General features: G+C 70.4%; 17 protein-coding genes and 1 pseudogene. 10 read left to right on the top strand and 8 right to left on the bottom strand.

Annotated features, from left to right (window positions below):
• Positions 1-7 precede the first annotated feature (7 nt).
• The gene (locus ACSDQ9_RS09020; RefSeq protein WP_435146190.1) at positions 8-1,990 is read right to left on the bottom strand and encodes an acyltransferase family protein; all 1,983 of its coding nucleotides are present in this window, start codon (positions 1,988-1,990) and stop codon (positions 8-10) included.
• A 141-nt stretch (positions 1,991-2,131) separates the two neighbouring features.
• On the opposite strand from ACSDQ9_RS09020, the gene ACSDQ9_RS09015 reads away from it, so the two are divergent.
• Positions 2,132-3,187: a glycosyltransferase gene (locus tag ACSDQ9_RS09015; protein ID WP_435146188.1), complete on the top strand. Its 1,056-nt coding sequence runs from the start codon at positions 2,132-2,134 to the stop codon at positions 3,185-3,187.
• A gap of 50 nt (positions 3,188-3,237) precedes the next feature.
• Here the strand turns inward: ACSDQ9_RS09015 and ACSDQ9_RS09010 are convergent, their stop codons facing one another.
• Positions 3,238-4,392, bottom strand: coding sequence for a glycosyltransferase family 4 protein (locus ACSDQ9_RS09010; RefSeq protein WP_435146186.1), 1,155 nt, complete (start codon positions 4,390-4,392; stop codon positions 3,238-3,240).
• 44 nt (positions 4,393-4,436) lie between these two features.
• On the opposite strand from ACSDQ9_RS09010, the gene ACSDQ9_RS09005 reads away from it, so the two are divergent.
• Positions 4,437-5,831, top strand: a complete 1,395-nt coding sequence (locus ACSDQ9_RS09005; protein ID WP_435146184.1) for an O-antigen ligase family protein — start codon at positions 4,437-4,439, stop codon at positions 5,829-5,831.
• Positions 5,832-6,100: 269 nt separating this feature from the next.
• Here ACSDQ9_RS09005 and ACSDQ9_RS09000 read toward each other — a convergent pair.
• Positions 6,101-6,979 (bottom strand): annotated as a pseudogene (locus ACSDQ9_RS09000) (lipopolysaccharide biosynthesis protein); the annotation flags it as partial.
• A 227-nt stretch (positions 6,980-7,206) separates the two neighbouring features.
• Here ACSDQ9_RS09000 and ACSDQ9_RS08995 point away from each other — a divergent pair.
• Together ACSDQ9_RS08995 and ACSDQ9_RS08990 are read left to right on the top strand one after the other, a co-directional pair.
• The gene (locus ACSDQ9_RS08995) at positions 7,207-8,469 is read left to right on the top strand and encodes a glycosyltransferase (protein ID WP_435146183.1); all 1,263 of its coding nucleotides are present in this window, start codon (positions 7,207-7,209) and stop codon (positions 8,467-8,469) included.
• On the top strand, positions 8,466-9,848 hold the full coding sequence (locus ACSDQ9_RS08990) for an O-antigen ligase family protein (RefSeq protein WP_435146182.1): 1,383 nt from the start codon (positions 8,466-8,468) through the stop codon (positions 9,846-9,848). The genes ACSDQ9_RS08995 and ACSDQ9_RS08990 overlap by 4 nt, the downstream gene beginning before the upstream one ends.
• Here the strand turns inward: ACSDQ9_RS08990 and ACSDQ9_RS08985 are convergent.
• The gene (locus ACSDQ9_RS08985; protein ID WP_435146180.1) at positions 9,814-10,584 is read right to left on the bottom strand and encodes a Wzz/FepE/Etk N-terminal domain-containing protein; all 771 of its coding nucleotides are present in this window, start codon (positions 10,582-10,584) and stop codon (positions 9,814-9,816) included. The two genes, ACSDQ9_RS08990 and ACSDQ9_RS08985, sit on opposite strands and share 35 nt — an antisense overlap.
• A 102-nt stretch (positions 10,585-10,686) precedes the next feature.
• On the opposite strand from ACSDQ9_RS08985, the gene ACSDQ9_RS08980 reads away from it, so the two are divergent.
• From ACSDQ9_RS08980 to ACSDQ9_RS08960, 5 genes are all read left to right on the top strand, one after another.
• Positions 10,687-12,105, top strand: coding sequence for an O-antigen ligase family protein (locus ACSDQ9_RS08980; RefSeq protein WP_435146179.1), 1,419 nt, complete (start codon positions 10,687-10,689; stop codon positions 12,103-12,105).
• 63 nt (positions 12,106-12,168) lie between these two features.
• A complete protein-coding gene (locus ACSDQ9_RS08975; protein WP_435146177.1) occupies positions 12,169-12,774 on the top strand; it encodes an acyltransferase in 606 nt (201 codons plus the stop codon).
• The gene (locus ACSDQ9_RS08970; protein WP_435146175.1) at positions 12,774-13,865 is read left to right on the top strand and encodes a DegT/DnrJ/EryC1/StrS family aminotransferase; all 1,092 of its coding nucleotides are present in this window, start codon (positions 12,774-12,776) and stop codon (positions 13,863-13,865) included. The genes ACSDQ9_RS08975 and ACSDQ9_RS08970 overlap by 1 nt, the downstream gene beginning before the upstream one ends.
• 1 nt (position 13,866) lies before the next feature.
• A complete protein-coding gene (locus ACSDQ9_RS08965; RefSeq protein WP_435146354.1) occupies positions 13,867-14,868 on the top strand; it encodes a Gfo/Idh/MocA family oxidoreductase in 1,002 nt (333 codons plus the stop codon).
• Positions 14,869-15,525: 657 nt separating this feature from the next.
• Positions 15,526-17,310 carry a glycoside hydrolase family 2 protein gene (locus tag ACSDQ9_RS08960; protein ID WP_435146173.1) on the top strand — a complete coding sequence of 595 codons (1,785 nt, stop codon included), beginning with the start codon at positions 15,526-15,528 and terminating at the stop codon, positions 17,308-17,310.
• Here the strand turns inward: ACSDQ9_RS08960 and ACSDQ9_RS08955 are convergent.
• Positions 17,307-18,470, bottom strand: coding sequence for a cation:proton antiporter (locus ACSDQ9_RS08955; RefSeq protein ID WP_435146171.1), 1,164 nt, complete (start codon positions 18,468-18,470; stop codon positions 17,307-17,309). The two genes, ACSDQ9_RS08960 and ACSDQ9_RS08955, sit on opposite strands and share 4 nt — an antisense overlap.
• Positions 18,471-18,555: 85 nt before the next feature.
• Between ACSDQ9_RS08955 and ACSDQ9_RS08950 the strand changes: the two genes are divergently transcribed.
• Positions 18,556-19,863 carry a nucleotide sugar dehydrogenase gene (locus ACSDQ9_RS08950; protein ID WP_435146169.1) on the top strand — a complete coding sequence of 436 codons (1,308 nt, stop codon included), beginning with the start codon at positions 18,556-18,558 and terminating at the stop codon, positions 19,861-19,863.
• Positions 19,864-19,929: 66 nt separating this feature from the next.
• Here ACSDQ9_RS08950 and ACSDQ9_RS08945 read toward each other — a convergent pair whose 3' ends face one another.
• The 3 genes from ACSDQ9_RS08945 to ACSDQ9_RS08935 all read right to left on the bottom strand — a co-directional run bounded on the left by ACSDQ9_RS08945 (position 19,930) and on the right by ACSDQ9_RS08935 (position 23,518).
• On the bottom strand, positions 19,930-20,862 hold the full coding sequence (locus ACSDQ9_RS08945) for a hypothetical protein (RefSeq protein WP_435146167.1): 933 nt from the start codon (positions 20,860-20,862) through the stop codon (positions 19,930-19,932).
• 408 nt (positions 20,863-21,270) lie between these two features.
• Entirely contained in the window at positions 21,271-22,125 is an 855-nt protein-coding gene (locus ACSDQ9_RS08940) for a fumarylacetoacetate hydrolase family protein (protein ID WP_435146165.1), read from the bottom strand.
• A 136-nt stretch (positions 22,126-22,261) separates the two neighbouring features.
• Positions 22,262-23,518 (bottom strand): GNAT family N-acetyltransferase, encoded by a 1,257-nt coding sequence (locus tag ACSDQ9_RS08935; RefSeq protein WP_435146163.1) that lies wholly within the window; start codon positions 23,516-23,518, stop codon positions 22,262-22,264.
• Between the last annotated feature and the right edge of the window lie 140 nt (positions 23,519-23,658).

The following is a 23,658-nucleotide window of genomic DNA, read 5'->3' as shown; positions in this document are numbered from 1 at the left end:
CTCACACTCAGCGATTCAGCTCGGCCTGCAACCGGCCGATCACCGCCTCGGCGACCGTCGACCCGGCCGTCGGCAGGTTGACGTGCGACCCGTCGGGGCGAATCAGCTCACCACCGGGCAGGTGGTCGTCGCACAGGCTTGAGCCGTAGGCGTCGCCACCGGGCGCCGGGGTCGTGCAGAGCACGTCGTCGACGGTGATGGTGCGCAGCCGCGGGTTCGAGGCCGCCTCGCGTTTGACCAGGTCATTCCAGGTGACGCGGTAGTCGTCGTGCACCACCATGCGCTGCAGGAACGGGTGGCAGGTCTTGGCCGAACAGCGGCTGCTCATGCCCACGCCCGGTGGTTCGGTGAGCACCACCACCAGGGTGGCGCCGTTGGCGGTCAGCCGCTGGACCGCCTGGCGGAAGTCGTCCAACTGCGCCGACCAGAAGGCCTGACTCGGGGGAGCCAGCAGGGTGTCGCCCACGTATCGGTCGGCGATCTCGTAGCGCGACCACCACAGCACGACGCCGGCGTTGCTCTCCTTGAGGCGCTGCGACTGGGTGTCACGCACCTTCAGGCAAGTGGGGCCGGTCTCGTCGTAGGGGCTGATCTTCTGCAGCACGCCCAGCGGTGAGCAGCCGCCGGCCGTGGCCGTCACCAGGTCGAGTCCGGCGGCCTTGCCCGCAGGGGCGAGCGCCGGCATCAGGCGCTGTGGCACCGAGTCGCCGACCACCATGACCACATTCGCCTTCGACTCGTTCGAGCGCAGCGGGTCGAACAGCGGGCTCAGCGGGGTGCCGCCGATCGCGCTGGCCGCCAGCACGGGCACGAGAATGGTGGCCAACCCGGCCGCGAAGGTGCGCCGGGTGCCGAGCATCCGGCTGATCCGGCCCTCGCGGATCGGCACCTCCACCAGGTGGTACGAGACCACGGCGGCGGCCACGCTGAGGGCGACGACCGCGAGGGCGCGCAGCGGACGAAACGTTCCCAGGTGAGTCGAGAACCAGACGGCGAACGGCCAGTGCCACAGGTACAGCCCGTACGAGATGCGGCCCAGGTAGGCCATCGGCGACCAGGCCAGCGCGCGCGCCACCAGACCTCCGGGGGCCTCGGCCAGACCCATCACCACGGCGGCGACGGCCAGCGAGAACAGCAGCGCCCCACCCCGGAAGTAGAAGGGTGCCGGGCCGTCCATCACCGCGAACAGCGGCAGCAGCGCGACCAGCGCGACGGTGGCCACCACGGCACCGCGGCGAGCCGCGAACCGCTTCACGGCCGGCACCGTGAGGGCGAGCGCCAGGCCGGCGCCGAGCAGGGGTTCGAAGATCTTGCTGTCGGTGCCCATGTAGGCCCGGTCACTGGCGGTCGGCTGGTAGAGCACCCACAGCAGCACCGCCGAGACCACCGTCAACACGGCGATGGCAACGCCGATCACCACCCGGTGCAGCCGCTCGGACCGTCGCCGCAGAGGCCACCACAGCGCGACCATCAGCAGCGGCCAGGCCAGGTAGAACTGCTCCTCGACCGCCAGCGACCACATGTGCAGCAGCGGTGAGGTGGTGCCGTCGTGCGAGAAGTACGAGGCGCTCCCGATGAAATGCCAGTTGGCGACGTAGAGCGAGGTGAAGAAGACGTCGGCGCCCAACCCGGGATGGCGGTAGGTGTCGGCGCCGAACACGGTCCACACCAGCACCACCGCGAGCACGAGCATGGCCGCGGGCATCAGCCGCCGAATGCGCCGCGACCAGAACCGCGCCAGGTCGATGCGGCCGCTGCGGTCGAGCTCACGCAGCAACCCTGCGGTGATCAGGAAGCCCGACAGCACGAAGAACATGTCGACCCCGATGTAGCCCGCCGCCATCCACGGCGTGCCCACGTGGAACAGGATGACCAGGAAGACCGCGATGGTGCGCAGTCCGTCGAGGGCGTCGAGTCGGGTTCGCGACGAGGGGGGGCTGGCGGGGGTGGTGGGGGGCACTGGGCTGTGGTCGGTACCCGGCTCAGTCATGGCGGCTACTGTAGTGGCACCCGCCACGATGGTCGTCGTCAGCGTGGTCTCGTCCGGGCCGCCGGGGTCGTCCCCTCCGCGAGCGCCACGGTGATCGTCACGGGGGGTCGTCCGACGCCCCACGCCACGCAAGGAGAACCGATGGTCGACACGCCCAGCCTGGCCATCGGCCCAGCCAACTACGCGGGTCAGGGGCACGCGTGGGCGAAGGCCGTCGAGCGCACCCTGCACGTGCACGCCGACTCGTTCGCGCGCGGGCCCGTGCGCCGCGGCGAGTTCGCCTTCGACGTCGATCGCCGCATTCCCGCGCCGATCTTCTTCGCGCCCCTGCTGCGCCACCTGCGCATGCGGCGCTTCCTGCGGCCCTACACCCACGTCGCCCTCGACGGCTACCAGACCTTCTTCCAGACCCCGGCCCGCCGTGACCTGGTCGCCGACGCCACCTTCCTGCAGGAGGCCGGTTTCCGGGTGGCGCTGATCGCGCACGGCTCCGACATCCGGCGACCCGACGAGCACCTCGCCAGGCTCGAGAACTCCTACTTCGCCGAGGGGGACGAGGCCTACGTCGAGCACCATCGGCAGTTGTCGGCCCGCAACCATGCCGCCGCCGACGCGCTCGGGCTGCCGCTGTTCGTCTCGACCCCCGACCTACTGGCCGACCAGCCCTCAGCCACCTGGCTGCCCATCTGCCTCGACCCGCGCGAGGTGAGCGCCGAGCATCCCGTGCTCGAGCGCCCCCGCCCCCGCGTGCTGCACCTGCCCAGCCGGCGCACCCCGCCCATCAAGGGCACCCAGTACGTCGACCCGGTACTGCGGCGGCTGCACGACGAGGGTGTGGTCGAGTACCTGTCACCCGAGGGTGGCATTCCGCACGCCGAGGTGATCGCGATGGTCGAGCAGGCCGACATCGTGATCGACCAACTCCTGGCCGCCAGCTACGGGGTCGCCGCGCTCGAGGCCCTGGCCGCCGGGCGTGTCGTGATCGGGCACCTCGGTGACGTCACCCGCGCCGGCATGGAGGAGGCGCCCCCGATCATCGACGCCACTCCCTCGACGCTCGACGAGGTGGTGCGCCGGGTGGTCGCCGACCGCGACTGGGCCCGGGAACGGGCGGGGGCCGGTCGTCCGTTCGTCGAACAGTGGCATGACGGACGACGGTCAGCCGCCCAGCTGGCCGGCTTCCTGGGCCTCGACTGACGCGCCCCAGGCCCACATCGGTCAGGAGCCCATCCCTCAGGACGAATCCCTCAGGACAGCGTGCGGCCCGTGAGTTCCTCGACGACCTGACGAGCCCGCGCCCGCCAGCTGTGGCTCTCCCGCAGCGCGGCCGAGCGGGCACTGGCCTCGGCGACCTCGTCCGGATGATCGTGCAGGCGACGCAACAGCTCGACGCAGGCGTCCACCTCGTCGGGCACCACCCAGCCCGCCCCCGTGGAGCGCACCAACTCGGCGGTGAGGGTGCCCTCGGTGGCGAGCAGCGGCTTGCCCATGCCGATCGCCTCGTACTGCTTCACCGGAGCGGCGAAGCTGCGGTAGAGGTTGGGCTCCAACGCCAGGGTGGCGATGTTGGTCTCGGCGTAGCGCTGCCGCAACTGCTCACCCGACTCGTGCACCACCGTCACCGCGGGCGACAGCAGGGGTTCGTAGGTGGCCTTCTCGGCCTGCCACAGCTTCTCGGGCGTGCACAGCACCAGGTGCACGTCGAGGCCCTCGTCGTGGCAACGCTTCAGGGCGGTGACCACGGTGGTCAGGTTGTAGTACTCGCCCAGGCCACCGACGTACAGCAGGCGCGGCGGCGACGGGTCGACCGGGGTCAACGGCGGATCGTCGTGACCGGGGGGCAGCGCCACCGGGTGGGGGTGACCGGGGCTGACGTGGTCGGCCATCGGCAGCGAGGGCAGGTAGAGCACGTCAACGGCGCGCCGGTAGGCCAGCAGGTCGGCGGTGTAGAACGCCTTCGCGACCCAGCGCTGGGGCGCCTTGGTGGTCTCGGCGTAGCTGGGGAAGCGCCAGTACACGTCTCGGTAGAACAGCCCGACCTTGGTGCCCCGGCGGCGCAGCCGGGCGAGGAAGGCGAGGTCCATGGCCGGGTGCAGCGGCAGGTGGTTCGGCTCGGTGAGGGCGGTCGGCATCGTCGACGACTCGGAGTAACAGAAGTCGTAGTGCTCACCGGCCGCGAGGGCGCGCGACACGTCGGCGATCTGCCGCTTGCGCTCGGCCGCCGAGCCGGCCACCACGGTGACGTCGAGCCCGAGGTCGCGGAAGGCGGCCAGCATGCGGCCCGGACGAATGCCACTGCCCGAGGCACCCGCCCCCTGCAGGGGGTAGGGCACGTGGAAGATCATCCGCGGGGGAACGGACGAGCCGGGGCCCGCGGGAGCTGCGTCGCGTGATGGGAGCACGCGCCAGAGTCTAGCGATCGGGTGTCGCGGGATAGTCTGCCCCCATGGTGCGCCCGATGAGTCAGCTGACGGCCCTGCTCGGGTGGCTCTTGTTCCCGGTGCTCGCCCTCACCCAGTTCGTCGACGTGCGCCGCGGCGTCATCGGCCCCGCCTGGCTGTGGGGATTCCAGCTGTTCATGTTCGCCGGACTGGTGGTGGTCACCGCCGCTTGGCTGTGGACCCGCCGCCGCGACCTGCCCGCGGTGGCCTGGGTGGTCGGCGGACTCTTCCTGACCATCCTCGTCTGGGGCGCCATTCGGGTGCCCTACAACCTCAACCCGCACTCCTACGCCAAGGTGTCGCCCGAGTTCGCGCCGCCCGCCTACCAGTTCGTGCCCGACATCTACCGCGAGGTGCCGCTGCTGATCGCGGGCGTCACGCTGCTCGCGGCCTGGGGCTGCCTGCTGGTGATTCCCGCGGCCCGACGGTTCGACCGGGTCTGGGCCCTGGGCTGGTTGGTGCTGGTCACCTCGCTGCTGTCGTGGGGGCGCGCCCTGATCACCCGCGGCGAGGTGCGGCTGACCACAGGCATGGGCGGGGCCGCGACCGTGCACCTGGTCTTCCTGACCACGCTGGCCCTGTTCCTCGGGGCCTGGCGCGCCGGCCACCACCGTCGCTGGAGCCTGGCGGGCGCCGCCGTGAGCATCGCGTGCCTGCTGTGCACCCAGTCGCGGGCCGGACTGGTGTCGCTGGTCGTGCTCGCGGTGCTGGTCGTCGGCTGGTGGGGGCGCGGACGCATCGGCCGGCTCCCACTGCTGGTCGGGCTGGGTGCCGCCGTTGCGATCGGCGCGGTGGTCACCCTGGTGCCGTCGCTCAGCCGGTTGCTGCACTTCAGCGATGGCCCGCGCCTGACCAACCTGCGCACCGGCCTGCGCATCTGGAACCTTGACTGGACCTCACGGCTGGTGGGCGCCGGCCCCGGCAAGGTCTGGCCCTGGTACGGCTTCGACGCCAAGTTCTACCTGCCGCCGTGGCACAGCCAGATGATCACCCCGTACGGCACGGCCCTGTCGAACCCGCACTCGGTCTACCTGGGCACCCTCGTCGAGTACGGGGTGCTCGGCCTGGCCCTGATGCTGGTGGTGCTGGTCGCCCCGGTGGTCGCCACCCTGCGACGCCGCGGCGCCGACCCTCGGCGGACGATGGTGGCGCTCGCCCTCGCGGCCGGACTGACCTCGATGGCGTTCGACCACTACCTGTTCAAGAACTTCTCGGTGAGCCTGTGGTGGTGGCTGCTGGTCGGCCTGATGCTGTGCTCCTGGGGTGATGGCGAGAGGGCTCAGACCCCGCCCGGGGAGGACGAGGTGGACGATCCGGCCTCCTCCTCGGAGAGCTCACCGGCGGCCTCGGCCTCGGCCTCGCGCTCATCCTCGGCGTCGGCGGCACCCCCTCGTCCGTGATCGAAGGCGTGGGCCACCCACAGGGCCAGGCCGACGAATACGACCAACAGGGCGGCCATCGCCCACGCCATCACCGCGATCAGCGGCACCACCGCGAACGGCGCGAACCAGAGCAGGCCGAGCGGCACGGCGCAGTAGACGATCGCGAAGGCGAGCATCAGCCCCTGCCGACGCACGACCACGAACACCGTCGAGATCGGCGACGTGATGAAGTTCATGAACAGCCACGGGGTGAGGCCGCGCGCCAGGTCGCCGGCCTGACGCCACTGGTCGCCGCCCAGCACCCAGGGCAGCAGCCACGGTGACAGCAGGTAGAGCAGCCCGAACGGCACCACGCCCAGCAGTAGTGAGCGCACCAGGGTGGTGCGCACCAGTCGGAACATCGCCCCGCGGCGGGTGACGGCCAGCTTCTGGAAGAAGATCTGACTGACCGCGGAGTTGATCAGCCCCATCGGCGCCGACAGCATGCGCCACGCCATGCCGAACTGTCCGGCGATCGCCTGCCCGAAGCCCGAGGTGATCAGCAGCGTGATGCCGTTCTGGCGCAGCGAGTCGACGGCATTGTTGGGCAGGTTCAACAGCGGCATCTTGCGGTACTCGCGCATCAGGGCGCGGCGGCTGGGCGGGCGACCCTCGTAGGCGTACTGGCCGCGGGTGCGCCGCAGCAGGTTGGTCAGGGTCAGCGTCTGGGCGACCACGGTGGCGATCATCAGGCCGCTGGTGCCCAGCCCGGCGGCGCCGCCGCCGATCTGCAGACCCGACAGCGAGACCGCGTTCAGCACCTTGTTCTGGCTGATGGTGGCGTAGTTCTTGGTGCGGGTGAGGTAGTAGCCGAGAATGCTCACCTCGGCCATCAGCCAGGTGATCGGGCCGGCGGCGAACATCCAGCCCACCGACTCGGGCGCCTTCAACCAGCGGGCCAGCGGGCCCCCCAGCCAGATCATGGCCACCGTCATGATGCCGCAGACGATGGTGTTGAGCAGCGTGCACACCCGCACGAGGGCGCGGGCCTCGTCGTCGCGCTTGGGCAGCACGATCGCCATGTCGTAGCGCAGGGCAGCCAACGGCATCACGGTCGAGACGACGGCGATGATGGCGACGTAGACACCGAACTCGGCGGCCGTCACCAGTCGGGCCACCAGCAGCATCGCCGGGATCTGCACCAATTGCGCCAGCGCGGTGCCGCTGACCAGGGTCGTGAAGTGCCGCAGGAACTCGCGCCGGGCGAACTCGTGGCGGATGCGCGCGATCAGGCCCCGGGGCGGGGTGGTGTCGGCGGCAGCCTCGTCCGACGGGGGGGTGGGGGCCTGGTTCACGGCGGCAAGCATACGCACGCGCACCGGGCGGGCGTGGGCCCGCTGCTAGCATCGGCGAGGTGGAGGAGCCTCGCAGAACGCCTCGGACGATGGTCGTGCTGACCCGGTCGTTCCCCTTCCGTCCCGGCGAGGAGTTCGCCGAGCCCGAGGCCCCCCACTGGGCGGTGCCCGGCTGGCGCGTGGTGGTCATGCCCTGGCAGGTGGCGGGCGACCCGCGGCCGCTGCCCGAGGGCGTCGAGATCGACCGCACCCTGTCGCAGACCCGCCAACGCTGGCACCGGCTGGCCGTGCTGCCGGCGCTGGTCGGCCCCGAATTCGTGCCCGAACTGCTGCGCCGCCGTCGCGAGCTGGTCAGCCGGCCCGCGGCCACGGTGCGCGAGGTGCTGCGCGTGGCCCGCGGGGTGTGGGTGACCCGCCGGGCGCTGCGCCAGCGGATCGCCGCCGACGGGCCCATCGACCTGGCCTACAGCTACTGGTTCGACGTCTGGGGCCTGGGGGCCCTGACTCTGGCCGGCCGCGGCATCGGCACCGTCGCAAGCCGCGTGCACCGCTACGACCTCTACGAGACCCTCTCGCCGGCCGGCTTCCACGCCACCAAGCGCCACCTCGGCCCGCGGCTCGACTGGCTGTTGCCCATCGGACGATCCTCGGCCGAGACCGCCATGCGTGACTTCGGGGTGCGGCCCGCCAGCGTGCACCTGGCACCCCTGGGCGTCTCCCTGCCCGAGACCACCACCCCCGGCGGTGACGGCGACACCGTCACCCTGGTCTCCTGCTCGCACACGGTGCCCGTCAAGCGGGTCGACAAGATCATCGACGCGCTGGCCATCGCCAGCCGCGCCGAGCCCGGCCTGCGGTTCCACTGGACCCATCTGGGCGGCGGACCCGAACTGGACGACCTGCGGGCTCGCGCATCGTCCCTCGACCCGGCCCGCGTGACGGCCGACCTGGTGGGGGCCCGCAGCCACGACGAGGTGCTCGACTGGTTCGCCGGCCACCCGGCCGATCTGTTCGTCAACGTCTCCGACTCGGAGGGCTTGCCGGTGACGATCATGGAGGCGATGGCGGCGGGCATCCCGGTGCTCGCGCCGGCCGTCGGCGACATCGGCGACCTGGTGCCCGCCGACGGGCCCGGCGGCTGGCTGCTGCCGACCACCCCCACGCCGCAGCAGATCGCCGATGCCCTGCTCGCCCACTGGCGCGAGGCGCGCTCGCCGGAGCACCGCGCCGAGGCCAGACGCCTGGTCGCCGAGGGGTACGAGAGCGACCGCAATGCCGAGGCGCTGATGCGTTTCCTGACCACCGAGGCCGTGGCGCCGTGACCGCCCACCCGACCCCGGCCAGCGCGACTCTGGCCACACCGACCGTTCGCGCTCGCCGGCGACCCACCTGGTGGCGGGCACCGCGGCGCAGCGATCTCGACTTCGCCACCCGCGACGCCTCGCTGGCCCTGACCGTGGCGATTGCCGCGCTGATCCTGCGGCTGCCGTTGTCGGTGGTGCTGGTGGCCCTGCTGTCGGTGGTGGTGCTGGCCTGGAACGGCATTCGGGTGCCCCGCGCGACCGCCGCCCCCTTGTGGGCGTTCATGCTGCTGGGCCTGGGGTCGTCCCTCGTGGCGTGGAGCAGGCTTCCCGACCCGGGCGTGTGGGGGGCGGAGTTCAGCCCCATTCCGCTGGTCAACAACGCCACCGTGATGGTGGTGATGATGGCGCTCACCGCGGCCATCACCACCACCCAACGCCAGACCCAGGTGCTCAAGCGGGTGATGGACGGCATCGTGCTGGGGCTGTGGGCGGTGCTGGGGCTGGCCGCGTTCGAGGTGATCAGCGGCATCAAGCTGCTGCCGATCCTCTACCCCGAAGGAAACACCGTCGACCAGATCTCCCAGAACCGGTTGATCGTCGCCTCGATCTTTCCCAACTACAACGACTTCTCGGTGGCGATGGCCATCTTCGGCACCGTGCTCACCGCCCAGTTGCTGCTGGGGGCGGGCGTGTCACGCAAGGTGCGCGCCGCCCGCATCGGCGCGCTCGCCTTCCTGTCATTCCTGATCGTGGTGATCGGCTCCCGCGGCGCCCTGATGGCGTTGGTGATCGGCATCGTGATCGTGGTCGTGACCACGGCCCGGGTGCGGCACCGGGGGCTGGTGAGCGTGCCCATGCTGGTGCTCGGGCTGACCGGCGTCACACTGGCCGGGCTGCTGGCCAGCCAGATGCCCTTCTTCACCGATCCCTCGTCGCTGCGCCGCGTGGGAATCATTCGCGACACCCTGGCGATGATGCCGCCCGACCGCGGCTACTTCTGGCACGGCTTCGCCTCGCCGCAGTACTTCAGTGAGCTCGCGGCCGAGATCTACGGGCCCGTGCTGATGAACCCCCACAACATGCTGCTCGAGATTGCCAGCATGTACGGCATTCCGACGCTGATCGCCTTCGTGGTGCTCTGGATCTACGTGCTCAACCGCGGGCTGTGGCTGCTGCGCATCGCCACGGGGTGGCGCGAGGTCTCGGCGGTCACCGTCACGGCGCTCATGCCGATCATCGGTGTCGTGCCGTCGTCGACCATGCGTTACTACTGGGTCTACCCGTTCCTGGCCGCCTCGATCTCGGCCTTCCAGCTGTACGACACGACGAAGCGCCGCCGGAGCGACTCGCCGCCGGTCGTCGTCAGCGAGACCGCAGCTGGCGACGACGCCGACTGACCACGTCGAGCGCGACCGCGGTCAGCAGACCCACCACCAGGGCGCCGATCACCGAGGCTGCCGCGAGTTGGGGCTTCGTCGAGGCCAGCGGGGTCAACGGGGTCGCTGGCCGATCGATCACCTTGGCGCCCAGCGAGACGCTGTTGCCGACGGCCGGCCCGAAGTCGCCCACGTGGGTGACATAGCTGTCGGCCACCTGGTTGGCGAGTGCCGCCGTCTTGGTGGGGTCGGTGCCACTGACGCTGAAGCGCAGCAGCAGGGAGTTCGCGGGGTAGCCGACCGACACCCGGGCGGCCAGGGTCTCCACGGTCACCGCCGGATCGTTCGCGGCCTTCGCCACCGGTTCGAGCACGATGCGTGAGGTGCCCATCTGCGAGTAGCTGCGCGCCACCATCGGCAGCAGCGCGGCCTGCTGGGTCGCCTCGGCCTCGGTGGTGACCTTGCTGGGCACCAGCAGCACCACCACCTCGGCGGTGTAGGCGGCCGGACGAGTGAGCGTGTACACCGCGCCGAGCGCCAGCACCACCAGCGCCACGACGGCGGCGGGCAGCAGGAATCGGCGCAGGGTCATGACGTAGCCCAGCACGTCGAGCGCGCGGTCGTCGGAGTAGACGGGCGCGTCGGCGCTCGTCCGATCGACGATCGTGATCTCGGCCACCGGGGCGGTGGCCGCCGTGACGTCGTCGGGGGCCTGGCGCGCGTCGCCGGACGAGGTCTGGGGTGCGTCGTGGGTCACGCGGCCATGCTAGTCGCCCCGGCGGGAAGTTCTCGAGGTGCAACGTCGCGTGCGAGCACGGCCGCGCCCCGCGCGACCGGTGGCGAGGGCTAGGCTGGTCGGGTGCCCGAGACCCCCTCACCCGTGCCCGCGGAGCGGGTGACCGGCGACTGGCTGTCGCGGGTGCACGGGCTGCTGTTGGTGGCCGCCCTGGTGATGGTGAGCCTGTTGAACACCTCCGGGCCCGTGCCCGGCACCGGGTGGATGCCCCTGTTCGTGCCCGTCTGCGCCGTGCTGCTGGTGGCCACCCTGGTGGTCTGGGTGCGCCGGTGTCGGGCGGAAATGTCGGGTGCGTCTGATTCAGCGGGTGCGTCGGATTCAGCCGGTGCGTCGGGGTCGCTCGTCCGCGCCCTCGGGCAGTCCATGCCCGGGCCGGCGTGGTTCTGTCTGGCGGCGGCCACCGGGCTGTTCGGGTTCGCGCTGATCAGTTCGGGGCTGAGCCACCCGGTCGTGTGGATCGGCAAGGCCCTCAAGCCCGCCGACGTGCCCCGCATGCTGGTGGTCTTCCCGGCCATCGAGGCGCTGCTGATCACCTGGACCTCGTTCGCGATCATCGCCAGCGTGCCAGCCTCCCGCCGGTTCCGCCTGCTGTGGCGCATGTCGGTGCTGCTGGTGCCGCTCAGCCTGCTGGGCTGGCTGCGTGTCTGGCTCGAGGTCGGCGGCAGTCGGCTCTGGACCCAGATGGGCGGCGCCGCCGTCTACCCCGTGGTGTTGATGGCCGCCTTCGCGGTGGCCGTCGCGGGAGTGCTGCGGGGGCATCGTCCGCACGTCTCGCAGGTGGTGGCCCTGTGCCACCTGGCACTGCTGCTGCTCACCGGCTCCCGCGGGGCGATCCTGATGATCGTGTTCTTCGGCGTGGTCGCCTTCGTCCGACTGGCCCGCGAGCACACCGGGCTGGGGGAGCGGCTCGCCGTGCGCTCGAAGTGGGTCTACCTGCTGGGCGGCATCGGGGTGGTCGTCGCGGCGTTCCTCTCACCCATTCTCGACCGGCTCGACAACGGATCGGCCGGGCGCATGATGACCTGGCGGATCGGCTGGGCGGCGGTCACCCAGAACTGGCACACGGTGCTGGTCGGGGTCGGCTCGGGCGGCATCTGGCCCTGGTTCGCCTACGAATCCGGCTGGCAGCCGCTGCCGTGGCGCTCCCGCATGATCGGCCCCTACGGGCAGACGCTCTACCACTCGCACTCCCTCTACCTCGAGGTGATGGCCGAGCTGGGTCTGGTCGGGCTGGTGCTGCTCGCCCTGGTGGTGCTGCCGATCGCCGTGCAGTGGATTCGCGGCGGCACCATCGCCAACATGGTGCTCACCTCGGTCGCCTGCGCCGCGCTGGTCGGCTTCGCCTTCGACAGCTACCTGTTCAAGAACTTCAGCGTGAGCATGGTCTGGTGGCTCGTGGTGTTCGCCGTGCTCAGCACCGGCCACCGGGAAACGGAGACATCCCCGGCCCCGCCCCGCGTCGACGCCGAGGCGAGGCGCTAGGCTCGTCATGCACTGCCCGCGGGTGACCTCGTCCCACCGGGCGCCGGAACCCAGGAGGCTTCATTGTCCAATGCGCGCATCCAGCCCTCCGCCGATCTCGATGACGGCGTGACGATTGGCGACGGATCGTCCGTCTGGCATCTCGCCCAGGTGCGGGGTGGCGCCGAGATCGGCGAGAACGTGATCGTCGGACGAGGCGCCTACATCGGTTCGGGGGTGCACGTCGGTGACAACTGCAAGATCCAGAACTACGCCTTGGTCTACGAGCCGGCGCACCTCGAGAACGGGGTGTTCATCGGCCCGGCCGCGGTGCTGACCAACGACACCTTCCCGCGGGCCATCAACCCCGACGGCACCTCGAAGAGCGCCCACGACTGGGAGCCGGTGGGGGTGACCCTCAAGGAGGGCTGCTCGATCGGCGCCCGCGCCGTGTGCGTGGCGCCCGTGACCGTCGGCGCCTGGGCGACCGTGGCCGCCGGCTCGGTGGTCGTGAAGGACGTGCCCGACTACGCGCTCGTCGCCGGAGTGCCGGCCAAGCGCATCAAATGGGTGGGCCGATCCGGCTTCCCCCTCGAACCGGCCGGGGAGGGTCGCTTCGTCGACCCCAAGACCGGCGACCAGTTCGTCGAGAACGACGATGTCCTGACTCTTGTTGAGGAGAACAACTGATGTCCGAAGAGTTCATCCCGCCGGCCAAGCCGCTCATCGGTGACGAGGAGCGCGAGGCCGTCGACCGCGTGCTGCGCTCGGGCATGATCGCCCAGGGGCCCGAGGTCGCCGCCTTCGAGGCCGAGTTCTCCGAACACTTCAAGCTGGGACGCGCCTGCGTGGCCGTGAACTCGGGCACCTCGGGCCTGCATCTGGGTCTGCTGTCGTGCGGGATCGGCGCCGGTGACGAGGTCATCGTGCCGTCGTTCACCTTCGCAGCGACCGCCAACTCGGTGGCCCTGACCGGCGCCACCCCGGTCTTCGCCGACATCGAGCCCGACTCTTTCTGTCTCGACCCGGCCTCGGTCGAGGCCTCGATCACCGAGCGGACGAAGGCGATCATGCCGGTGCACCTCTACGGGCACCCGGCCAACATGACCGCCCTGCGCGCCATCGCCGACAAGCACGGCCTCAAGCTCTTCGAGGATGCCGCCCAGGCCCACGGCGCCTCGCTGGGTGGCACCCCGGTGGGTGCCTTCGGCGAGTTCGCGATGTTCTCGCTCTACCCGACCAAGAACATGACCTCGGGCGAGGGCGGCATGGTCTCGGCCGCCGACGAGACCATCGAGCGCAACCTGCGGCTCTACCGCAACCAAGGCATGCTGCAGCAGTACCACAACGAGGTCGTCGGCCTGAACAACCGCATGACCGACATCCACGCCGCCATCGGCCGCGTGCAGTTGACCAAGGTCGACGCGTGGACGAAGACCCGTCAGAGCAACGCGGCCTTCCTGTCGTCCAACCTCGAAGGGGTCACCCCGCCGCCGGTGGCCGACGGTGCGGTGCACGTGTACCACCAGTACACGATCCGCGTGGCCGGTGATCGTGACGGCCTCGCGAAGGCGCTGAAGGACGAGTACAACGTCGGCTCGGGCATGTTCTACCCCGTGCCCAACCACCGTCTGGCTCCCTTCCAGGCCGCCGTTGACCTGCCCGAGACCGAGCGTGCGGCACTGGAGTGCCTGTCGCTGCCGGTGCACCCGTCGGTCACCCAGGAGCACCTGGAGCGCATCGTCACGGCCGTGAACACCCTGGCGAAGGCGGGTGCCTGACATGGGAGGCCTGCGCGCCGGGCTCATCGGCATCGGCTCGATGGGCAAGAACCATGCCCGCAACCTGAAGGCCATCGACGGGGTCGACCTGGTGGCCGTCGCCGACGCCTCGGGCAAGGATCCGTTCGGCGTCGCCGGCGACCTGCCCGTGCTGGCCGACATCGACGCGCTGCTCGAGACCCCCGACCTCGACTACGTGGTGGTGGCAGCGCCCACGTTCACCCATGAGGAGATCGGGCTCAAGCTGGCCGAGGCCGGGGTGCACGCCCTGATCGAGAAGCCGCTGGCCGCGTCCACCGAGGCGGCCCGTCGGCTGGCCGAGGCCTTCTCGTCCAAGGGTCTGGTGGGCGCCGTCGGGCACATCGAGCGGTTCAACCCGGCGCTGCAGAGCTTGCGCAAGCGGCTCGAGAACGGCGACCTCGGCGACCTGTACCAGATCGCCACCCGTCGGCAGGGTCCCTTCCCGAACCGGATCGCCGACGTCGGTGTGATCAAGGACCTCGCCAGCCACGACGTCGACCTGACCGCCTGGGTCACCCAGCGCAAGTACGAATGGGTCGCGGCGCGCTCGATGTTCAAGTCGGGTCGGCAGTACGAAGACATGGTCTCGGCGACCTGCACCCTCGAGGGCGGGCTGATGTCGAACCACCTGGTCAACTGGCTGTCGCCCACCAAGGAGCGGCTGACCATGGTGACCGGTGAGAAGGGCATGTTCATCGCCGACACCCTGACGGCCGACCTCACCTTCTACGCCAACGGCACCGTCGCCACCACTTGGGACGACATCGCCAACTTCCGGGGCGTGGCCGAGGGTGACATGACCCGGTTCGCCATCCCGAAGCCCGAGCCGCTGCGCACCGAGCACGAGAACTTCCGTGACGCCGTGCTGGGCAAGGAGGGCGCGACCATCGTGACGCTCGAGGAGGGCGCGCGTGTGGTCGAGGTCTGCGAGGCCATGATCGAGAGCTCGAAGACCAACCAGTTCCTCAAGATCGAGGGCTGAGCGCAGGTTTCGTCTGCCTGAGGCGCTCAGGGCCCCGTCGGAGTGATCCGGCGGGGCCCTTGCCGTGGGTGGGGCCTGGGTCTGGGGGCGGCGCGGATCGTCTCCACGCCAATCGGGGCAGCCACGAGGCAGTTCTGTAGCTCAGAGCTACCGAACCCCCGCGTGGCTGCCCCAACTGGCAGACGGTAACAAAGGATGATTGCGTTATCATGGATCGATACAAACTTCTCTCGGCTGCCCACGCTGCTTGGGTGCCGCTTGACCCAAGGACACCTTCGAGGGGCCTCACCGGTCGAGGAAGCCGCGAGCGCGCCGCGGGTGGTGGCCAGGCAGGCGGGCCGCGCAGGCCGATGCAGCCACGAGAGCGCCAACTGGGGCAGCCACGAGCCGGTCTCGTAGCTCAGAGCTACCGAACCCCCGCGTGCGTGCCCCATTTCGCAGACCGCCCTCGCCGCCGGCGGCGTCATCGCCGGCGCCTCCGCACCAACTGGGGCATCCAGGAGGCCTTCCGGGATCTCTTGAGCCAGAAACCCCCGCCTGGCTGCCCCAACTGGTGCAGGTCGCGCCACGCCTGCGAGATGGCTCGCGGCGAGGGGTGCACACCAGTAGGCTCGTCCTCGAGTTACAACGTTGCAAAGACCTTCAGGAAGGCAGCTCATGACCCTCGAGATTGACCATCCCCGCCCGCGGCTCAGGCGAGACCGCTTCACCAGCCTCGACGGGGCTTGGGACTTCGTCCGTGACCCCGAGAACTCCGGGCTGGTCGCGGGCTGGCACCGTGACTTCGGTGCCGCTGGCCAGCCGCAGACCATCACCGTGCCGTTCGCCCCGGAATGGGAGGCCTCGGGCATCGAGGCCCACGAGCACACCCCCGTGGTCTGGTACCACCGCACCGTCAGCCGCCCCGCCGACGCCGACGAGGGTGACGAGGTGATGCTGCACTTCGGTGCCGTCGATCACGCTTGCGACGTCTGGGTCGACGGCGAGCACGTCGCCAGCCACCGCGGCGGCTACACCCCGTTCCGGGCCGCCATCGGGCACCTGCTCTCGTCCGGTGACCATCACCTCACGGTGCGGGTCGTCGACGACAACACGCGCATGGACCAGCCGCGCGGCAAGCAGCACTGGTACGGCATCAACGAGGCCATCTGGTACACCCCGACCACCGGCATCTGGCAGTCGGTCTGGCTCGAGCCGGTCGCGCCCGCGCACCTGGTCGACCTGATCGCCACTCCCGAGATCGGACGAGGGCTGCTCCACCTCGAGGCCGTGCTCCCGACACCGCTGACCACTGCCGCTGCCGAGGCCACGGTCGAGATCGCCGCCTCCTTCGAGGGGGCCGTCGTGGCCTGGGGTGCCACCTCGGTCGACCGCCGCGGCCATGCCACCCTCAGCCTGAGCCTGCGCGAGCAGCATGCCGGCCTGCGCGGCGATGATGTCATCGACGCCGCCGGGGTGCGACTGTGGAGCCCGGATCGTCCGCAGCTCTACCAGCTCGAGGTCACCGTCAAGGTCGGCGGCGAGGTCGTCGACACCGTGCACAGCCACGCCGGCATGCGCGAGATCGAGGTCATCGACGGACGCCTGTGCCTCAACAAGCGGCCCTACCCCCAGCGGCTGGTGCTCGACCAGGGCTACTGGCCCGAGACCGGGCTCACCCCGCCGAGCGCCGAGGCGCTCGTCCGCGACATCGAGCTCGCCAAGGAACTCGGCTTCAACGGCGCCCGCAAGCACCAGAAGATCGAGGACCCGCGGTTCATGTACGCCGCCGACGTGCTCGGCTTCCTGGTCTGGGACGAACTGCCCTCGGCCTACGCCTTCACCCCGAACTCGGTGGGCGAGCTGAGCACCATGCTCACCGAACTGATCGCCCGCGACCGCTCACACCCGAGCGTGGTCACGTGGGTGCCGATGAACGAGTCGTGGGGCATGAACGACCTCACCAACCCGCTGCAGCAGCACCTGCAGGCGACGCTCTACCACCTGGCCCACGCGATCGACGGCAGTCGTCCGGTGGTCGGCAACGACGGCTGGGAACAGGTGGCCACAGACATCCTGGCCGTGCACGACTACCGCACCCCCGACCAGGTCGCCACCGGTTTCGCCGAGGGTGACGCGTGGGCCGTGCGTCCGCCGGCGGGCCGCCGGTTGGTCGTCGGCGACGAGGTCTCGGACGAGGCACCGTGGCTGCTCACCGAGTTCGGTGGGCTGTCGCTGTCGGACGACGACGGCTGGGGCTACCACTCGGTGAGGAACGGCGACGAACTGCTCAGCGAGACCGAGGCGCTGATCGAGGCGCTGAAGCAGGGTCCGTGGCAGGGCTATTGCTGGACCCAGCTCACCGACGTGGGCACCGAGCTGAACGGCATGCTCACCTTCGACCGACGCCACAAGCTCGACGCGGCGGCGCTGAAGAAGGTGCAGGAGGGGTTCCGCCCCTAGTCAGTCACGGGTGAGGTGACCAGCCGGACGACCCTCCGGTTGGTCACCGCCACCCCGACCATCGTCACCAGAGCACCCAGCAACAGGGCGGCCGGCTCGCCGTCGGTCAGCACCCCCAACTGGGTGCCCAGGGCGGCGGCCGCGACCGGCACCCCCACCTGGGCCGCTCCGGTGACGGCCAACGGCCATGGCTGGCGGGTCAGTCGTCCGACGGCCGTGTGCACGGCGATGGCGGCCACCCCCAGGGCCAGTCCGAGGGCGATCCCACCGGGATGGTGGGCGAGGGTGCGCAGGTCGAGCGAGGCCCCGAGCCAGACGTAGAACAGCGGCCCGAAGAAGCCCTCGGTGAGGGCGAACATCTGGTTCTCGACGCGATGCGGCTCGCCGATGGCGGCCACCACCAGCCCCGCCGCGAACCCGGCCAGCATCACCGACACGTGGGTGGCCACCGCGACCGCCGCCAGCGAGAACAGCACGACCAGGGTGATCCGCAGTTCGATGGCGAGCCCGCGATTCTCGCTGAGCTCGTGCACGCGCTCGCGTCGTCCGTGGCCGGTCAACAGCCGCAGCAGACCGAAGGCGATGCTGGCGGCCGCCAGCACCGCGAGCGCTCCGAGGGCCGCGTGGCCGGCGCGGGCAGGCTGGATCACCAGAGGGAGCGCCACGATGCAGGCCGTGTCGGCGACCACCAGTTGGGCCACGAACTCGACCCCCGCCCTCGATGGCTGCCCGCCGCTCGAGGTGGCTCCGGTGGTGGCGATCGCGGGCAGCACCAGCGCCGCGGACGACGAGGCGATCAGCACCGCATAGAGAGCGGTGTGGCCCGTTCCGAACATCCTGGCCAGCAGCCACCCCGCCGGCACCGCGGCGAGGCCGACGGCCAGGGCGCGGAGGGCGCCTCGTCCAAAACCCCTGACCAGGCCGGGGTGCCGCAGGGGAACGTGGGTGCCGGCCACAAACATCACCAGCGCGAAACCGACTTCGGCCAGGAACGAGAAAGTGGGGTGGGCGGCGTCGAGCACGCGCAGCCCCGTGGTGCCGAGGGCGACCCCGACCACGAGTTCACCGATCACGACCGGCAACCGCAGGCGTCGGGTGAGCGCGAGCGCGGGGCCCAGCAGCGCGACCACGCAGATGAGGGCGAGGGTGGCGAACGTCATGGTTCCTCCCGAGACCCCCTTCCTACACCCGTCGGGCGGGGCCCCGCACGGTAGGATCACAGGCGACTTCCACGAAGGGACATCCATGAAGATTTCGGTCGTCGCGCTCGGCAAGATCGGCCTGCCGCTCGCCGTCCAGTTCGCCAGTTCGGGTCACGAGGTCGTCGGCATCGATGTGCAGCAGCGCGTCGTCGACCTGGTCAACGAGGGACGAGAGCCCTTCCCCGGCGAGGCCCATCTCGGCGAGAAGCTGGCCGAGTTGGTGCCGGCGGGCAAGCTGCGGGCCACCACCGACTACTCCGACGCGATCCCCGGGTCGGACGCGATCGTCATCGTGGTGCCGCTGTTCGTGAACGACGAGACCTGGCAGCCCGACTTCGGCTGGATGGAGGCGGCGACCCGCTCGTTCGCCGAGCAGCTGCAGCCGGGCGCCGGCACCCTGATCAGCTACGAAACGACCCTGCCGGTCGGCACCACCCGCAACCGCTGGAAGCCGCTCATCGAAGAGGTGTCGGGGCTGAAGGAGGGCGTCGACTTCCACCTGGTGTTCTCGCCCGAGCGCGTGCTCACCGGGCGCGTCTTCGAAGACCTGCGCAAGTACCCCAAGCTGGTCGGCGGACTGTCGGCCGAGGGCACCGCGAAGGCCATCGACTTCTACGAGCAGGTGCTGCAGTTCGACGAGCGCCCCGATCTGGCCCCGAAGACCAACGGTGTGTGGGACATGGGCACCGCCGAGGCAGCCGAGATGGCCAAGCTGGCCGAGACCACCTACCGCGACGTCAACATCGGTCTGGCGAACCAGTTCGCCAAGTTCGCCGAGAAGAACGGCATCGACGTCTTCAAGGTGATCGCCGCCTCGAACTCGCAGCCCTACTCGCACATCCACCTGCCCGGCATCGCCGTGGGCGGCCACTGCATTCCGGTCTACCCGCGCCTGTACCTCTACACCGACCCCGACGCGACCATCGTCCGGACGGCCCGTGAGGCCAACATGACGATGCCCGAGCACGCGGTGTCGGCGGCCGAGGGTGCGCTGGGTGGGCTCGAGGGCAAGACGGTGCTGATCTTGGGTGCCAGCTACCGCGGCAAGGTGAAGGAGACCGCCTTCTCGGGTGTCTTCCCGACCTTCGCGGCGCTGCAGGCCAAGGGGGCGACCGCGCTCGTGCACGACCCGATGTACACCGCGGACGAACTCCGCGACCACAAGCTGGAGCCCTATGAGAAGGGCACCCCGGTCGATGCGGTCATCATTCAGGCCGACCACCCCGAGTACGCCGGCGCCAAGGCGTCCGACTACCCGGGTGTGAAGGTGCTGGTCGACGGACGCCACTCGTCCAAGGCCGAGAACTGGGACGGCGTGACCCGCATCGTGATCGGCGACGGCGAGGCCTGAGCGCTGGGTGCTCGCTGGTCTGTCCGGCGAGCACCATCCGCACCGGTGGCCGGTGCAGCGTGCGGATCAGGGATGGTAGTCGACCAGTGTGGTCGCCGCCACCGGTGCGTTGCACTCACCGACCCTGCCCTTGAGTCCCTGTCCGCCCCAGAACCGCGACCCTGACAGGTCCCAGTGACTTTCGTCCCCGTCGTAGACAAGGCCCCAGGCGTCCAGGTCGTCCATGGTGGCTCCATGCACCTCACGCGCCAGCATCGCCGTGCCCAGGCATTCAGCCTGGCTCTCCAAGCGTCTGGTGAGGCGGGCTCCGTCGGGATCGGTCACCCCGGCCATCGGCAGTTCGCCGCCGCGGGGGTCGAGGCGGTACTGCAGGTAGTGGGCGATCTCGTGGTTGAGCACCTGCGTCACCTGCTCGTCGGCCCTGCCTGTGCTGACCCACTCAGCGGGCACGGTGATCTCCTCCGGCCATGACATGAACGCCGTGTCGCAGCGATCGTCGGGGTGCAGGGCGCACATGCGCACCGGGATGTCGGGCAGGGTCCGTCCGAACGATGAGTACAGCGGCCGCCACGCCTTCAGGACACAGGCCACATGGGCGGTGTAGGCGCGCTGCTGGGCGGTGGGATCCTCGATCTCGGAGCTCACCAACGGGCATCCGATGGCAGGCACGTCTGCATGCTGGAAGGCCAGGTAGACGGTCAGCTGGCTCTGGGGCAGCGCGTGGAAGTCGAGGTGGGCCGCATCGCCACCGGACCGATAGGGGAGTGTCGCGAAGCTCGGCTTCTGCAGGCCGGCGTCGACCTGCCCGGCCCGTCCCTGACCGCCCGTGCCGGTGCTGCCCGCGGTGGGCGTCGCGGACGAGGGGGTTGCGCGGGAGGGCGAACTGCTGCTGGACGACGTGGAGGCGGTCGGCGTGGTGACAGGCAGAGACCGGTCACTGGTGGTGGAGGTGGGGTCGGCGGACGCGCTCCCGGTCCTGCCCGTCGAGGGCGCCTTCACCGATGGGGAAGGAGTGGTGACCGCTCGGCTGCAGCCTGTGGTCGCCAGCGCGCACGCAAGCAGCACCATGAGTGCCGCTGCCACCGGCGTCCGCCGTCGTCGGGGCGTCACCCGTGCTTTCGTCATCCCTCGTTGCCCGATTCGATGCATCGCGCACCCTCCTCGTGTGTTCATGTCCGGCCGCGACCCTAGCGACGGACGGTGTCACGGTGGTTGCGCAAGCGAGCGCTTGCGCGAGCGACGGTCGAGACCTCCGCGTCCGGCGGTACTGGCTCACGGTGGTTGAGCCAGCGAACGCTTGAGCGGGCCATGGTCGAAACCTCCGCACTCGGTGAGAGGTGATCGGTTTCGACCGTCGGTCGCTTCGCTCCCTGGCTCAACCGAGGTTCATGAGGGGTCAACCGGTGTTCAGCGCGGGGGCAGCACCCGCTGGCGCTGCTCGCCGAGGCCTTCGATGCCCAGCGCCATCACCTCGCCGCCGTGCAGGTACTGCGGCGGCTTCATGCCCAACCCGACGCCCGGAGGGGTCCCGGTGTTGATCAGGTCGCCCGGCTCGAGCACCAGGAACTGGCTGAGGTAGTGCACCAGGAACAGCGGGTCGAAGATCATGGTCGCCGTCGACCCGGTCTGCCGGCGCACGTCGTCGATGTCGAGCCACATGTCGAGCTTCAGCACGTCATCGATCTCGTCCGGGGTGACGAGCCACGGCCCGGCCGGGTTGAAGGTCTCGCACGACTTGCCCTTCGACCACTGGCCGCCGCGCTCGGTCTGGAACTCGCGCTCCGAGACGTCGTTCACGACGCAGTACCCGGCGATGTGCTCGGCGGCCTGCTCGACCGAGTCGAGGTAGCTGGTTCGCTTGCCGATCACAATGCCGAGCTCGACCTCCCAGTCGGTCTTCACCGAGTTGCGGGGAATGCGCACGTCATCGTTCGGCCCGATCAGCGTGTTGGGCGACTTGGTGAACAGGATCGGCTCGTCGGGCACCTGCTGGCCGGTCTCGGCGGCGTGGTCGGAATAGTTGAGCCCGATGCACAGAATCTGGTGCGGACGCGCGATCGGCGCCCCCACCCGCTGGTCGCCGATCGGCTGGGCGGAATCCGCGCGCTCGGCGATGACGTCGGCCAACCCGGCCAACGCTCCCGAGCCGAGGAACTCCTCGTTGAAGTCGGTGACCACGTCGGACAGATCGACGTAGTGGTCGGTGCCGACCAGGGCGGCGGGCCGCTCCTGTCCGGCTGGGCCGATGCGCAGCAGTTTCATGGGTCTCCTTGGTGGGACGGACGAACTCCACTCTAGGGAGGACGAGCGCCAGCCTCACCCGTGCCCGGGAATCACGCGCCCAACCCGATCGATGCCCCGCCCGATTCCCCACAGGCCCGATCTCCCGCGCCCCGACTCACCGACCCCCGGCCTCCCGAATCAACACCGCGAGCTCGGGATGCCCCGTCGCCTCCGCCCACCCCAGCGGCGTCCCCCCGAACTGCGAGTCGGTGGCCGTCAGATCGGCACCCGCCTCGAGCAACAACCGGACGAGCCCCTCGTGACCGGCCTCGACCGCATGATGCAGCGGGCGCGCATCCCAGGGCTGGGTGATGAGTTCCCGCGCCGCCGGATCACCCACCGCCGCGGCCGCCTCGTCGCGCAGCCCGGCCCGCCACAGCGCGACCACGTCGGGCACCTGCCCCAGTTCGACCAGGCGCCCCACCACCGCGGGTTGGCCGAAGCGGGCCGCCAGTTGCTGGGCCGACAGCTCACACCAGAACCGTTCGGGAATCGGGTGGCCGATCGAGCCGACCTCGCCGGCGCCGATGGCCCGCACCAGCTCCCGTTGGGCGGCGGGGGGATCGTCCGCCCATCGGGGTGACGAGCGCATCCACGTCGCCCCCGTGCCGACCCGGACGAACCCGGCCCGCGCGTAGACCCCGGCCCCCATCGGGGTGCTGTTCAGGCCCATGGTGGTGGCTCCGGCCTCACGAGCGGCACGCATCGCGGCCCGGGTCAGGGCGAGTCCGATGCCTCGCCGGCGATGGTCGGGGCGCACGCCGACGTTGAACAGGCCCGCGGTCGCCGGTGACCCGGGCGGTGCCGCCCGGTCGCGCACCACGTTGGCGACGGCGTGCCCGACCAGGTGCCCGTCGAGCAGGGCGACGAACCACACCAGCTCGTCGCCCTGCTCGACGGGCACGTGGGCGGCCAGCGCCGCGAGCACCGGCACCTGCTCGACCTGCACGTAGGGAATCCCGGCCGCCACCAGCGCCTCCGCGTCGACCTCGGTGCCCGGACGAAGCACGATCCCGTCGGTCAACCGCTCCACCTCGGCCGGCGCGGTCGTCAGGTCGGCGACCATCCACCACGGCTCGAACCCGACCCGCCAGCCGTCGGCGAGCAGGGCCACGTCGAGGTCACGATCGGGGCGGCGGCCCCAGATCAGCGCGTCGGTGGCCCCCACGTCAAGCGCCCACCGCCGGCCCTCGTCGAGGTGGGCGGGGGACTCGTCCGTGGTGAGCATGAAGTGCGTGTACGTGCCGGCGACGCTGCCGCGCAGACCGTGCGACTCGAACAGCCGCGGGTTCGGCCACTGCGGGTGCAGGGAACCGGTGGCCAGCCGGTCCTGCCAGATGGCCTGGTTGCCGAAGAACAGGTCGACGTCCACGGGGTCAGTCGCGTGTTCAGTGGGGTGGTCTCGGGTCATGGGGCCTCCAGATTCTTCACCACCAAGGGTGGGGATTCACGCATGGTTCGCGAGGTGTTCACCCCCCATCCCAGCGCATCCCGCCCGGCGATGTTGGTATG

The organism is Aestuariimicrobium soli, from assembly GCF_051192575.1.
Taxonomy (GTDB): Bacteria; Actinomycetota; Actinomycetes; order Propionibacteriales; family Propionibacteriaceae; genus Aestuariimicrobium; species Aestuariimicrobium soli.
Note: the sequence above shows the minus strand (reverse complement) of the source record. Positions and strands in the feature narration are given on the sequence as shown.

Excerpts from the sequence above, each read along its gene's own strand:
- ACSDQ9_RS09020 (WP_435146190.1), bottom strand. The coding sequence starts at position 1,990 with ATGACTGAGCCGGGTACCGACCACAGCCCAGTGCCCCCCACCACCCCC.
- ACSDQ9_RS09015 (WP_435146188.1), top strand. The coding sequence starts at position 2,132 with ATGGTCGACACGCCCAGCCTGGCCATCGGCCCAGCCAACTACGCGGGT.
- ACSDQ9_RS09005 (WP_435146184.1), top strand. The coding sequence starts at position 4,437 with ATGGTGCGCCCGATGAGTCAGCTGACGGCCCTGCTCGGGTGGCTCTTG.
- ACSDQ9_RS08970 (WP_435146175.1), top strand. The coding sequence starts at position 12,774 with ATGTCCGAAGAGTTCATCCCGCCGGCCAAGCCGCTCATCGGTGACGAG.
- ACSDQ9_RS08965 (WP_435146354.1), top strand. The coding sequence starts at position 13,867 with ATGGGAGGCCTGCGCGCCGGGCTCATCGGCATCGGCTCGATGGGCAAG.
- ACSDQ9_RS08960 (WP_435146173.1), top strand. The coding sequence starts at position 15,526 with ATGACCCTCGAGATTGACCATCCCCGCCCGCGGCTCAGGCGAGACCGC.
- ACSDQ9_RS08955 (WP_435146171.1), bottom strand. The coding sequence starts at position 18,470 with ATGACGTTCGCCACCCTCGCCCTCATCTGCGTGGTCGCGCTGCTGGGC.
- ACSDQ9_RS08950 (WP_435146169.1), top strand. The coding sequence starts at position 18,556 with ATGAAGATTTCGGTCGTCGCGCTCGGCAAGATCGGCCTGCCGCTCGCC.
- ACSDQ9_RS08940 (WP_435146165.1), bottom strand. The coding sequence starts at position 22,125 with ATGAAACTGCTGCGCATCGGCCCAGCCGGACAGGAGCGGCCCGCCGCC.